This window comes from Azospirillum tabaci (assembly GCF_014596085.1).
Taxonomy (GTDB): Bacteria; Pseudomonadota; Alphaproteobacteria; order Azospirillales; family Azospirillaceae; genus Azospirillum; species Azospirillum tabaci.
On the sequence record NZ_JACCJY010000058.1, the window covers coordinates 1 to 14000 of the forward strand.

At 70.5% G+C, this 14000-nt stretch carries 6 protein-coding genes and 1 pseudogene; 6 read left to right on the plus strand and 1 reads right to left on the minus strand.

What is annotated here, in order from left to right; translation table 11 throughout:
• From H0B54_RS30120 to H0B54_RS29000, 5 genes are all read left to right on the plus strand, one after another.
• Nucleotides 1-5305, plus strand: a 5305-nt coding sequence (locus tag H0B54_RS30120) for a beta strand repeat-containing protein (RefSeq protein ID WP_246472970.1), incomplete at its 5' end; no start/stop codon positions are given.
• 69 nt (nt 5306-5374) lie between these two features.
• Nucleotides 5375-7222 carry a TolC family protein gene (locus tag H0B54_RS28985; RefSeq protein WP_188263222.1) on the plus strand — a complete coding sequence of 616 codons (1848 nt, stop codon included), beginning with the start codon at nt 5375-5377 and terminating at the stop codon, nt 7220-7222.
• 121 nt (nt 7223-7343) lie between these two features.
• Entirely contained in the window at nt 7344-8150 is an 807-nt protein-coding gene (locus tag H0B54_RS28990) for an efflux RND transporter periplasmic adaptor subunit (protein ID WP_343069053.1), read from the plus strand.
• The gene (locus tag H0B54_RS28995; protein WP_343069054.1) at nt 8140-9504 is read left to right on the plus strand and encodes an efflux RND transporter periplasmic adaptor subunit; all 1365 of its coding nucleotides are present in this window, start codon (nt 8140-8142) and stop codon (nt 9502-9504) included. Before H0B54_RS28990 ends, H0B54_RS28995 begins: the two co-directional genes overlap by 11 nt.
• Nucleotides 9505-9507: 3 nt before the next feature.
• Nucleotides 9508-11709: a site-2 protease family protein gene (locus H0B54_RS29000; protein WP_188263223.1), complete on the plus strand. Its 2202-nt coding sequence runs from the start codon at nt 9508-9510 to the stop codon at nt 11707-11709.
• Between the two features lie 96 nt (nt 11710-11805).
• On the opposite strand, the gene H0B54_RS29005 is transcribed toward H0B54_RS29000, so the two are convergent.
• Nucleotides 11806-12180 carry an RT0821/Lpp0805 family surface protein gene (locus H0B54_RS29005; RefSeq protein WP_188263224.1) on the minus strand — a complete coding sequence of 125 codons (375 nt, stop codon included), beginning with the start codon at nt 12178-12180 and terminating at the stop codon, nt 11806-11808.
• A 360-nt stretch (nt 12181-12540) separates the two neighbouring features.
• On the opposite strand from H0B54_RS29005, the pseudogene H0B54_RS29010 reads away from it, so the two are divergent.
• A pseudogene (locus H0B54_RS29010) lies at nt 12541-14000 on the plus strand (mechanosensitive ion channel); the annotation flags it as partial.

A 14000-nucleotide genomic window follows, 5' to 3' on the forward strand; every position in this document is an offset into this window, starting at 1 on the left:
CGATGCCGATGGCGACGGGCGGACCTTCACCTACCAATGGTACCGGGCCGACGACAGCAACGGCACCAACGGCGCCTCGATCAGCGGAGCGACCAGCTCGAGCTACATGCTGACCACGTCCGACGCGCACAAGTACCTGCGCGTCGTGGTGACCGCCAACGACGGGCGTGGCGGCACTCAGACCGCCGTAAGCACCTATACGGAGATCACCAACAGCGTTCCGGTGAACAGCGCGGTACCGAGCGTGACGGGGACCGCGACCGTAGGCAACGCCCTGTCGACGACCAACGGCACCTGGAGCGATGCCGATGGCGACGGGCGGACCTTCACCTACCAGTGGTACCGGGCCGACGACAGCAACGGCACCAACGGCGCCTCGATCAGCGGAGCGACCAGCTCGAGCTACACGCTGACCACCTCCGACGCCCACAAGTACCTGCGTGTCGTGGTGACGGCGAATGACGGCAAGGGCGGCACGCCGACGGCGACCTCGACTTACACGGAGATCACCAACAGCGTTCCGGTGAACAGCGCGGTGCCGAGCGTGACGGGGACCGCGACCGTAGGCAACGCCCTGTCGACGACCAACGGCACCTGGAGCGATGCCGATGGCGACGGGCGGACCTTCACCTACCAATGGTACCGGGCTGATGACACCAACGGCACCAACGCCGCCTCGATCAGCGGGGCGACCAGTTCCAGCTACACGCTGACCACGTCGGATGCGCACAAGTACCTGCGCGTGGTGGTGACGGCCAACGACGGCAAGGGCGGCACCCAGACCGCCACCTCGACCTACACGGCGATCACCAACAGCGTTCCGGTGAACAGCGCGGTGCCGAGCGTGACGGGCACGGCGACGGTGGGCAACGCGCTGACCGCGACGACCGGCACCTGGAGCGATGCCGACGGCGACAACCGGAGCTTCACCTACCAGTGGTACCGGGCGGACGACAGCAACGGCACCAACGGCGCGTCGATCAGCGGAGCGACCAGCGCCAGCTACACGCTGACCACGTCCGACGCGCACAAGTACCTGCGCGTCGTGGTGACGGCGAATGACGGCAAGGGCGGCACCCAGACCGCCACCTCGACCTACACCGCCGTCATCAACAGCGCGCCGGCGCTGAGCACGGACGCGCGCAGCCTGACCGCCATCGACGAGGACGCTACCGGCAACAACGGCGACACCGTGGCGGCCATCCTGTCCTCCGCTGGCACGGCCACCGATGTCGACGGCAACACGCTGGGCATCGCGATCACCGCGATCGACAGCAGCAACGGCACGTGGCAGTACAAGACCGGGGCCGGGACCTGGACCACCATCTCCGGAGTCTCGGGTGCGTCGGCCCTGCTGCTCGCCAGCACCGACCGTGTGCGGTTCGTCCCGAACGCCGACTACAACGGATCGGTCGCCAACGGCATCACCTTCAAGGCATGGGATCAGACCGCGGGAACGGCGGGCACCACGGTCGGCAACGACACCACGGCGAACGGCGGGCAGGGGAGCGGCGGCCAGTTCAGCACCGCCAGCGCGACGGCGGGCATCGCCGTGACCGCGGTCAACGACGCCCCGGTGCTGACCGACACCGTCCTGACCCTCCCCAGCGTCGCCCAGGCGGCAGGCGCGCCGAATGGCGCCGTCGGCGTTGCCGTGTCGTCCCTGGTGGCGCTTGGCGGGAACGTGTCCGATGTGGACAGCGGCGCCGTCACCGGCATCGCGCTGGTCGGCATCGACACCTCGGAAGGGGGCACCTGGTACTACAGCACCGACGGCGGCACCAGCTGGACCGCGGTCGGCACGGTGAACGACAGCGGAAACGCTCTGCTGCTGCGCACGACGGACCGGCTCTACTACCAGCCGACGGGCTCCAACGCCGGCATCCTCGGCGCCGCGATCACCTTCCGGGCCTGGGACCAGACCAGCGGCACCGCCGGGACCAAGGTGGCGACCGGGGGCGGAGGCGGGATTTCCGCCTTCTCCGTGGCGACGGACACCGCCAGCCTCTCGATCACCCCGGCTGCCCTGGGGAGCGCCGTGGCCCTCGCGCCCGCGTCGGACACGGGCAACAGCAACACGGACAACATCACTAAGGCGAGCAGCGTCACCTTCGACGGCAGCGGCGCCAACGCCAACGCCAACACGACGGTGCGGCTCTACGCCAACGGCTCGCTCGTGGCGACGACCACGGCCGACGCGTCGGGCGCCTACAGCTTCGCCGGCGTGGATGTGTCCGGCCTCAGCGGTGCCGTGGACTTCACCGTCCGTCAGGTCATCGCCGGGATGGAAAGCGCCGACTCCGCCGTCCGCACGGTCACCTTCGACCGCACGGCGCCGACCGTCGCCATCACCACGGTGACGGGCGACAACGTGCTGAACGCGGCGGAAAGTGCCGTGCCCCAGACGGTGGCCGGCACCGCCACGGGTGTCGAGGACGGCCAGACGGTCACGGTGACGCTGAACGGCAAGTCCTACAGCGCGACGGTGACCAACAACGCCTGGAGCCTGTCCATCCCCTCCGCCGACCTGCTGGCTCTGCCGGACGGCGGCACGTACACCATCACCGCCGATTTGGCGGACGTGGCCGGCAACACCGCGGTTCAGGCGACGCGCAGCGTCTCGGTCGACCGCACGCCGCCGATCCTCGCCATCGCCACGGTCGCGGGCGACAACGTGCTGAACGCGGCGGACAGCGCCGTGGGGCAGACGGTGTCGGGCGTCACCAACGGCGTCGAGGACGGTCAGACGGTCACGGTGACGCTGAACGGCAAGACCTACAGCACGACGGTGACCAACAACCGCTGGAGCCTGACGGTTCCTTCCGGCGACCTGCTGGCGCTGACCGACGGCGCCACCTACACCGTCACCGCCAGCCTCACCGACGCGGCGGGCAACCCGAACCAGGCGACCCGCAGCGTATCCGTGGATCGCACGCCGCCGTCGGTGGTCAGCGTCACGCCTCCCCCGGCGCGGACGTATCTGCCGGGCGAGACGGTCAGCTTCTTCGTGCAGCTCAGCGAAGCGTCCATCATCACCGGCGGCAATCCGGTTTTGGAACTGGCGGTCGGAAGCGAGATCCGGAACGCCACGTACAACGCGGCGGGCAGCACCGGCACGCTGCTGCGGTTCGACTATGTCGTTCCGGTCGGCGACCGCGCCCCGCGGGGCATCGCGGTCCTGGGTCTGGCGCTGAACGGTTCGATCGTGACGGACGCGGCCCAGGGGGCGTTGGTGACGGCCCTGAAGGGCGTGGGAGACACCAGCCAGGTGCGCATCGACACCCCGATCCCGGCGAAGCCGGTCGGGACGGCGCTGAGCGGCCTGTCAGACTCCGGCGTGTCGGCGACGGACCGCCTGACCAACGTGACGAGGCCGACGCTGTCCGGCACCGCGGAGGCGAACGCCACGGTGACCGTTCTGGTCGACGGCAAGGCGGTGGGGACCACGGTGGCCGATGAGAACGGCTTCTGGGTCCATCGTTTCCAGACGGCGCTGACCGACGGGACGCACAGCATCACGACCACGGCGACCAACCGGTTCGGCATCGTCAGCGATCCGTCGGACGCGCTGACCGTGGTGATCGACACCGCGGTGCCCGTGGCGCCCGCGCCGTCGGTGACCAGCACCACCGTCGCCGGTGCGGCGGGCGAGCGGATTTCCGGGATCGCCACCCCGTCCCTCGCCGGGACGACGGAAGCCGGAAGCACGGTCAACGTGCTCGTCGACGGCAAGGTCGCCGGAACGGCGGTCGCCGACGTCAACGGCGCCTGGATCTTCCAGTTCACGGCGGCGCTGGCCGACGGCACGCACAGCGTCCAGGTGCAGGCCACCGACAGCGCCGGCAACGTCGGCAGCCTCTCGGCGGTCACCACTCTGACCATCGATACCACGCCGCCGGTCGCCCCGACCGTGACGCTGAACACCACCGCCGGCAGCACGCCGGTGGTGCAGGGCACCGCCGAGGCGAACAGCCTGGTCAGCGTGACGATCAACGGGCAGCCGGTCGGCACGGCGCGCGCCAACGCGACCGGCGCCTGGCAACTGGCTCTGGCCGCCGACCTCAGTGTCGGCAGTTATGTCATCTCGGCCAAGGCCAGCGATGCCGTGGGCAACACCGGCAACGCCGGCACGACCACCTACTCGGTGGCTCCGCCCCCGCCGCCACCGGTCGTGGTGGCGGCTGCCTCCACCGGGAACACGACAACGGCGGCGTCCTCGTCCAACTCCACGGTTGCAACGGCCGCCGGGACCGGGACAACCCAGACGGTCGGGCCGACGCTGGGCACCGCGCCGACCCTGCCCAGCCTGCAGACGAGCAGCGACGCGGGCCGGGTCATCACCAGCTCGTCGATCGGCAGCGGGAGCGGTGCCGGCAACGGGAACAGCAGCACGGATGCCGGGCGCTCGATCACCATCGGCAGCATCGGCAATTCGACCAGCAGCGACGCCGGGCGGTCGATCACGATCTCCGCCATGGGGGGAGCGCCCTCCGGCGGCGGCACGGCGAGTTCGTCCAGCGGGGTTCTGGGCGGCGGCACCGGCGGGTCGAGCGGCTCCGGGTTGAGCGGCGTCGTCAGCGGCGGCAGCGGCCTGGGCAGTGGTGGCCTGGGCGGTGGCTTGGGCGGCGGCCTTGGCGCCGGCATTGGTGGCGGTTCGGGCTTGGGCGGCGCCGCTTCGGGTGGCATCGGTGCCGGGCTGGGTGCCACGGGCGCCGGCGTCGGTGGCGGTGCGTTCGGTGGGGCCCCGGCGGGCCTCGGCACGGGCGGACCGGCGACGGGTGGACCCGCGGCCGGTGGTGCGGCGACGGGCATCGGAACGGGCAACGGCGGATTGAACGGCGGCGTCGGCGGTCCGGCCGGAGCGGCCTCCGGCGGCACGCCGGGCGGCAGCGCGGCTCCCGGCGGCCCGGGCATCGCACCCGGCGGGCTGGGCGGCGCACCGGGCAACCGGCCCGGCGGTCAGACGGGACCCGGGTCAACGATTGAGAACGCGCCGACCAACCGGCCCGGCGGCCAAGCTGGACCGCAAGGCCAGCCACAGGGCCAGCCACAGGGGCAAGCGCCCGGCCGGGGGCAGCCGTCGTCCGGCGACGCGCCGGCGGGCGGCGATCCCGGCAATGCTCCGGCCGCGCCGGAGGGGCAGGGACAGGCTCCCAGCCCGCGCGCCGACCTCGACGGGTCGTCGCCGGCCCGCCCGGCCTTCTCGCGGCAGGTGGCCCAGATCCATGGCGCCGCCGACGCCCAGGCCGCGGCGTTGCTCGCCGCCCTCACCTCGCATGTTCCCCCGGGAAGCCGGGCGGCCTAGCGCCGCCCGCGCCTTCCGCCGCCGTCTTCCCCGCGTAAGCTTTTCTTTCCAAATGGATTGCCGACGAGAATGACCCGGTTCGCTTCCTCCCTCCGGCCGCGGGGCCACAAGGCCCGCGCGTCCTTCGCCCTGGCCGCTGCCGCACTGCTCGCCAGCGGATGTTCCGTCAGCCCGAAGCCCCTGACCGATGACGAGAATGTGTCCCGCCTGCGTGAGGACATGTCGGTCATCATGGCGCCGCAGGAGCCGATCGCCGGCCCGGTGTCGATGCACGAGGCGATGGCGCGGGCCATCAAGTACAACCTCGACGAACGCGTGAAGCTGATGGAGATGGCGGTCGCCAACCAGCAGCTCGACCTGTCGCGGTTCGACATGCTGCCGCGTCTCGTGGCGGGAGCCGGCTACACCGGGCGCAACAACGAATCCGGGTCGGAAAGCCTCAACCTCGCCACCGGCCGCCGCACGGGCGAAAGCACCACGGCGACGGACCGGCACCGGCGCACCGCCGACCTGGGCTTCACCTGGAACATTCTCGATTTCGGCGTCAGCTACCTGCGCGCCCGCCAGAACTCCAATCTCGTCCTGATCGCCGACGAGCGCCGCCGCCGCGTCGTCCAGGGCATCCTGCAGGACGTGCGCACCTCCTATTGGCGCGCGGTCGCGGCGGAGCGGCTGCTGAAGCGGATCGAGCCGCTGGAGAAGCGCATCGAGGCGGCCCGCAAGAACGCGAACGCCCTGGAAGCCCAGCGTGTCCAGGCCCCGCTGCAAACCCTGTCCTACCAGCGCGCGCTGGTCGACACGCTGCGCCAGCTTCAGACGCTGCGGCGCGAGCTGGTGGCCGCCAAATCGCAGCTCGGCGCGCTGATGGGCCTGCCGCCGGGTGAGAACTTCTCCATCCAGATGCCGCCGGACGTCACCGGCAAGGACGTCCCGGCGATCACCGCGTCGGTCGAGTCCCTGGAAACCTACGCGCTCCTCAACCGTCCGGAGCTGCTGGAGGAGTCCTACAACGCCCGCATCACCGCCGACGAGACGCGCCGCGCCCTGCTGAAGCTGCTGCCAGGCATCGATCTGAACGCCGGCCTGCATTACGACAGCAACAGCTTCCTGCTGAACCAGCGCTGGGCCGATTACGGGGCGCGGGTGTCGTGGAACATCCTGTCCCTGGCCTCGGCCCCAGACACGCACGCCTTCTCCAAGGCTCAGGAAGAACTGGTCGCTTTCCGCCGTCAGGCGCTCAGTGTGGCGGTGCTGAGTCAGGTGCGGGTGGCGATGGTTCAGTTCCGCGAGCTGTCGCAGGAGTTTTCGCTCAACGCCGATCAGGCGTCGATCGACCGTCGCATCCGGCAGCAGTACGTCAACAGCAGCACGGTCGGCCAGCAGGGCGACATGAGCGTCATCCAGGCCGAGGTGTCGGAGCTCGTCTCCGATCTGCGGCGCGATCTCGTCTACGCCGACCTGCAGAACGCCTACGCGCGCGTCATGGTGTCGGCGGGCGTCGATCCGATGCCGGAGGCGGTTCCGTCCCAGGATCTGACGACGCTGCGTCAGGCGGTGTCCGACGGGTTGGGTGCCTGGCAGCAGAAGGCCGGCGGCACGGCGCGCCTCCAGGATCTTCTGGTTCCCGCCACGACCTCTGAAAAGGCGCCGGCGGAAAAGGCGCCGGCTGAGAAGGCTCCGGTTGAGAAGGCGGCCGAGCCGAAGGCCGCACCGGTCGCTGCGCGCGGCGAGGAACCGGCGGAGCGCAAGGCCGCCGTGCCGGAGCGCGTGACGGTGGCCGAACTGCCGCTGCAGCCGGCCGCCTCCATGACCGTCCCGATGACGGTGTCCTACAGCCCGTCCTCGTCGGAGCCGGCGAAGGTCTATTCGGTGCCGTTGAGCGCGCTGGCCCCGATGGGGCGTGCCTCGGCGCGTTGATGCCGACGGGGTGGCGCACCGGCGCCGCCCCCTTTCGGCTGTGCCGGTGCACCGATGCTGAAACAAATAAGCGTGCAGGACCGCTTGCCGATCCTGGATCGTTGCGCTTCCGGAGCAAAGGGTGCAGAAAATCTCGTCCATGATGTGCCGCTTTCGCCCCTCACGCTTCCTCGCCGCGCTGTCTATCGCGCTGGTTCCTCTGCCGCTTGCCGCCGCCGACCCGGCGCCGGCCCCCGAGGGCGGGGTGCGCGCGTTGATCGAGGCGCGGCAGCACGCCGTTCTGTCCAGCGAGATCGCCGGGCGCATCGGGCGAATCACCGTGGAGGCGGGTCAGTCCTTCAAGGCGGGCCAGACGCTCATCGCGTTCGACTGCAGCCATTATCAGGCGGCGGTCGATGCGGCCCGCGCCAACCTGCGCGCCGCCGACGTCACGGTGCGGCAGAGCCGCCGGCTGGAGCAGCTTAAGTCCATTGGCGGGGCTGAGGTTGAAATGGCCGAGGTCAAGGCCGAGGCCGCCCGCGCCGACCTGCGCAAGGCCGAGATCGAGGTTCGCCGCTGCGACGTCAAGGCGCCTTTCGACGGCAAGGTGGTGGAGCAGCGGATTCGCGAGCATGAGTCCGTCCCCGCCGGCACGGCTCTGCTCGAGGTGCTGTCCGACCGCGATCTGCGGGTGGAACTGATCGTCCCATCCTCCTGGCTGGTCTGGCTGAAGCCCGGCCAACGGTTCGAGCTTCGCATCGACGAGACGGGCGAGGCCCTGGACGGCGAGGTCACCCTGATCGGCGCCCGCGTCGACCCGGTCAGCCAGTCGCTGAAGGTGACGGGCAAGCTGCTGGCCGACAAGCAGGGCAACGCCCCGAACCTGGTCGCCGGCATGAGCGGAACCGCCCGCTTCAACCCGGCGGAGGAGGCCAAAGGTGCCCGATGACGTCAAATCCGTCCGGATGGAGGCGGCCAACCCGCTGAACAGCCTCCTGCTCCTCCTGAACTTGCAGCAGGAGGCCCGGCAGGCCCAGAACCCGGAAGCGCTGCGCTTCCTCATGGTGAACCAGACGCGGCGGATGATCGCCTATCAGCAGGCGGTCTTCCTGACCGTGGCGCCGTCGGGCAAGGCGCGGCTCGAAGCCGTGTCCAACGTCGCCGTCCCGGAGCGGGACGCCCCCTTCACCCGCTGGCTGGAGGCCGCGGCCTCGGCCATCGCCGTGGGAGCGGAGGCGCGCAACCTGCACAGCATCGCCGCCACGGAGGTGCCGCCCGCACTGGCCCGCGACTGGGGGCAGTGGGGACCGACGCAGGCGCTGTGGGTGCCCCTGCCGGGGTTGGACGGCACCGTCACGGCGGTGTTGTGGCTCGCCCGCGACGATGCGTGGACGGAAGGGGAGACGGTGCTGCTCGGGCAGCTCGCCGGCGGATATGGTCATGCCTGGTGGGCGCTGACCCGGGCCGGGCGACGCTCCGGGGTGCGGGCGCGCAAGGGGCTTTGGGCGCTGGCGGTGGTGGCGGCTCTGGCGGCGGTTCTGGCCATCCCGGTACCACAATCGACGTTGGCCCCGGCGGAGGTGGCTCCACGCGACCCGCTGATCGTCAGCGCGCCGCTGGAAGGCGTCATCGAACGCTTCCATGTCCAGCCGAACGAGCCGGTGAGCGCCGGCCAGCCTCTGTTCAGCTTCGAATCGTCGGTTCTGAAAAGCCGCCTGGAGGTTGCGCGCAAGGCGCTGGCCTCGGCGGAGGCGGAGCTGCTGACCGCGTCCCAGGGGGCCTTCACCGACCCGCAGAGCAAGGCGCGCATCGCCCAGCTGAAGACCCAGGTGGAGCTGCGCCGCGCGGAGATGGACTTCGCCCGCGACCTGATGGACCGCGTCACCGTGAAGGCGGAGCGGACGGGCATCGCCGTCTTCACCGACGCCAACGATTGGCTGGGCAAGCCGGTGGCGGTGGGTGAGCGCATCCTGACCCTGGCCGATCCCCAGGCCGCGGAGGTGGACGTGCATGTGCCGGTCAACGACGCGATCGTGCTCCAGGAGGGGGCGGAGGTCAGCCTCTATCTGAACGTCGATCCCCTGCGCCCGCTGCGCGCGACGGTGTCCCACGCCAGCTATGAACCGGGACTGACTCCGGGCGGGGTCCTGGCCTACCGCGTGCGCGCCGATCTGGCGCCGGATCAGGCGACGCCGCGCATCGGGCTGCGCGGCACCGCCAAGATCCAGGGCGAGCGGGTGCCGCTGGCCCTCTACCTCTTCCGCCGTCCGTTGGCGGCGCTGCGCCAGACCGTGGGGCTCTGAGCCATGGGCGCCGCCGCCATCGGCATGACGACGGGGCCGGCGGCGGTCACGCCGGTCGATCCGCTGGACAGCGTGCGGCTGCCGCCGCTGCGCGAGGAGCTGCAGCTGCTGCCGGCCCCGCCCGCCGTCGACGGGTCGCCCTGCTGGACGATCCACGATCCGGTCCGCAACCGCTATTTCCGCATCGGCCACGGCGCCTTCGAGGTCATCGCCCGCTGGCATCACGGATCGCCCCGCGCCATCGCCGCCGCGGTGGCCGCTGAGACGGTCCTGCAGCCGGAGGCGGAGGACGTGGTCGGCCTCTACAAATTCCTGGCCGGCAGCAACCTGACCCAGGGCGCCGACGTCGATTTCCTGGCGAAGCAGACGGCGGCGCGGCGCACGTCCTGGTGGATGTGGCTGCTGCACAATTACCTGTTCTTCCGCATCCCGCTGGTCCGGCCCGACGCCTTCTTGAACGCCACGGTGCGCTACGTCGCGCCTTTCTACAGCCGCGCCTGGTTGTGGACGGTGATCGGCGCGGGACTTCTGGGCCTCATCCTGGCGATGCGCCAGTGGGACAGTTTCGCCCACACCTTTCTGCATTTCTTCTCGCTGGAGGGCATGGCGCTCTACGGCGTGACCCTGCTGGTGACGAAGACGCTGCACGAGCTGGGGCACGCCTACACCGCGAAACGCTTCGGCTGCCGGGTGCCGACCATGGGAGCGGCCTTTCTGGTGATGTGGCCGGTGCTCTACACCGACACCAGCGACGCGTGGCGGCTGGTCTCCCGCCGCGCCCGTCTGCACATCGCCGCGGCGGGCATGCTGACGGAACTGGCGCTGGCCGCCTTCGCCACGCTGGCCTGGAGCTTCCTGCCCGACGGGCCGCTGCGCAGCGCGGCCTTCTTCGTGGCGACGGTGAGCTGGGTGACGACGCTGACGATCAACCTCAGCCCCTTCATGCGCTTCGACGGCTATTACCTGCTGGCCGACGCGCTGGACGTGCCGAACCTGCAGGACCGCGCCTTTGCGCTGGCCCGCTGGCGGCTGAGGGAATGGCTGTTCGGCCTGGGCGACGAGGTGCCGGAGCGGTTCGAACCGTGGATGCACCGGGTGATGCTGGCCTACGCCTTCGCCACCTGGGTCTACCGGCTCGTGCTGTTCATCGGCATCGCGGTGCTGGTCTATCACGTCTTCATCAAGGTGTTGGGCATCGTGCTGTTCGCGGTGGAAGTCGGCTGGTTCATCCTGCGCCCGCTGGTCAACGAGATGAAGGAATGGTGGGAGCGGCGGGGCAGCCTGCGGCCCAACCGGAACCTCCTGATGACCCTGGGCGGCTTGGCCGCGCTGGTCTGGCTGGCCTTCGTGCCGGTCACTGGAACCATCGCCGTGCCGTCGGTGTGGCGGGCGGAGGGCTTCTCGACCCTGTTCGCCCCTGTCCCGTCGCGCATCGCGGAGGTGCTGGTCCAGCCCGGCCAGCGCGTGGCGGCGGGCGACCTGCTGTTCCGCCTGGAGGCGCCGGAACTGACGAGCAGGCTCCAGCAGTCGGAACTGCGCATCGCGCTGGCCCAGGATCGCATCGACCGCATGCTGGCCGCCCGCGACGGGCTGGATCGGGTGCGCGTGATGGAGGAGGATCTGGCCGCCGGGCTGGCCGACCGGCAGGGCCTGCTGGACGGTCTGGCGCGGCTGGAAATCCGAGCGCCCATCGCCGGCACGGTGGTGGATGTGGCCGACGCGCTGCGCCCCGGCCGTTGGGTGGGACCGTCGCTGGCGCTGGGCCAGATCGTGGCCGACGGCGGCGGTGAACTGGTCGGCTATGTGGCCGAGAACGACCTCACGCGCGTCATGGTGGGGGCCGGCGCGGTGTTCCACGCCGACGACCCGCTGCGCCCGCGCATGGAGGCACGGGTGACGGCGGTGGACCGGGTGGGCGTGAAGGGGTTGGATGTTCCCGCCCTGGCCTCAATCCACGGCGGTCCCATTGCGGTGGAAAGCCAGACCGGGCCGTCGATGGGGCGGACGAACGCCGAGGCCGCCCGCTCCAACCTGAAGCCGGTGGAGGCCGTCTACCGGGTGGTTCTGGCGCCGCTGGACCGGACGCAGGCAGGACCCGCCCACCAGATGCGAGGCGTGGCCCGCGTGGACGGCGAGGCGCGCAGTCTGGCCGACCGCTTCTGGCGCACCGCGCTTGCCGTGCTGATCCGCGAAACCGGGTTCTGACGGGGGAGGCGGCGCCCGTCAGGGCGCGATGGCCCCGGCGCCCGTCAGGGCGCGATGACCCCGGCGCCCGTCAGGGCGCGATGACCCCGGCGCCCGTCAGGGCGCGATGGCCCATTGCCCGTTGGGCATCTTGCAAAAGGTCAGCTTGTAGGGTTGGACGGTCCGCCGGATGAAGTTGGCCTGAACGTCCCCGCACGGCGCTCCATCGCGCTCATGGACCTTCTGCACGACGACATCGCCGCGCACCCCGGTTTTCGGGTTGCTCCATTCGGTGCGCCGTCCTGCCTCCATGGGGGTCAGGGCGTCGCCGAGCGCCTTGCGAAACAGGTCCCAATCCTCGTCCGTCAAGTCCACCCCGCCGCGCCCACCGAGAAACAGACCGAACTGCGCCTGCGCCGGGGTGGCGACGGCCAGCGTCAGGACCAGAGTGGCGGCGTGAAGCCCAAGGGACGTGATGGATAAGATGCGCATGCGGCGGTTCCTTGTGATCGTTGGGTAACGTGACCGTTGGGTAACCTGTTTGCGAATCCGTGCATTTTAGGAAGCATTGATGATGTCTGGTCGTGCAGTCAGGTGACGAACCAGGGTGTTACGGTAACATACGCGACACTCGTCGGCCCGCTGCGGACTCCGGCCTTTCCCATGCTTCGGGACAGTCCAAAGTCAGAGCCATGGCGCGCGATCCGCTGCACGGCCGGCCGGTAGGCAACGGTAACGTACTGGCTTCATGATCGAGGGACGGACGAGCGTCCAAAAGCGTCGGTCCCAACCATCGGCGCGGCCTTTCCAGCCCGATGAGCACGCTCCGTCGCTCTCCGGCAGGATGGTCCCATGGACAAGGAAACGGGGATGCGCCGCACTTTGGTCCGGTGGCCGGTTCTTGCCTTGCTCGCCACACTGCTGTTCGGGATCATGCCGTCCGGATGGGCCATGGCGCAGACGGCCGATGCCCATGTCCCTGCGGCAGCGGGAGCGGCAACGGCGCTGGAGTTGTACGCGACGCGGCTGGAAGCGGTCGCCGCCACTTATCCACAGTTGCCATCCATCCTTTCGGACGCCTTTGCCCGCCCCAACGGGCGCGAGGCGGCGGTGCATCCGTTGCGTTTGTTGCGCGGCCTGCTGTTTCTCTTTGCGGCGGGCACGGCGGCGTTCCTGCTGACGAGCCGGGTCCTGGCGGGGCCGCTTCGGAAGATGGAGGCGGACGGCGGGGCACCGCTGCTGACGGGCATGCTGCGCTTCGTGCTGGGGCTGGTGCCGGTGGGCGCCTTCGCGCTCGGCGTGCTGGTCGTCTACGCGATCGTGCGTCCGCCGCACCCCGCGGCCCCGGCGGTCCTGCTGGCGGTGCTCCAGGCGGCGTTGACCGTGCTGTTGACCGACCGGTTGATCCGCTTCCTCTGCGCGCCGCGCCATTCAGGGCTGCGCCTGATCCCGTTGGAGGACGCCGACGCGCGCGCGCTGCACCGCACGGGGGTGGTCACCGTGACGTTGGCCGCGACGGTGCTCGGGCTGGTCGATCTGTTGCTGGCGCTGGGGGTCGGCGGGAACGCCATCGTGGCCATCGGCTTGCCGCTGAGCACCGTGCCCTTCCTCTATCTGCTCCATCGCGTGTGGCGTGGGCGCGCGGCGGTGGCGCAGGCCATTGCCCGTCCGCTGGGCATGGAGGCGCAGGACCATCCCATGCTGGGGCTGTGGGCGGTGGCGGCGTCGGTCTATCTCGTCGCCTTGTGGCTGGTCGTCGCGGCGGCGGCGGTGCGGCTGGAGCCGGCGACGGGGCCGCGGATGCTCGCCAGCCTGCTGGTGGCGCTGGCCGTGCCGGCCATCGCCCTGATGGCCCAGCGCCCGCTCGCGCGCTTCTACCGGGGGGAGGAGACGGAGGCGGGGAAGGCCGCGGTGGCGCGGGTGATGCGGGCGCTGTGGTCGGCCCTGTTCGTCGTCGGCGTCTTCGCCACCGCGGCCATCTGGGGCTTCCGGGTGGAGCAGGCCAGCGGAGCGACCGGCATCGCCCTGCGGCTTCTGTTCAACGTGACGGTCGTGCTGCTGCTGGGCTACGTCGCCTGGACGATGGTGGTTCGGGCGATCGACCGGACGCTGGAGGAGGCCCGGCACGACGGGCCGTCGTCCCGCAGGCAGCGCATGGCGACGCTGCTGCCGCTGCTGCGGAAGTTCCTTCAGGTCGTGCTGGTCGCCATCGTCGTCATGATCGTGCTGTCCTCGCTGGGAATCGAGATCGGGCCGCTGCTCGCCGGGGCGGGGGTGGTCGGCATCGCCATCGGGCTCGGCGCGCAATCGAC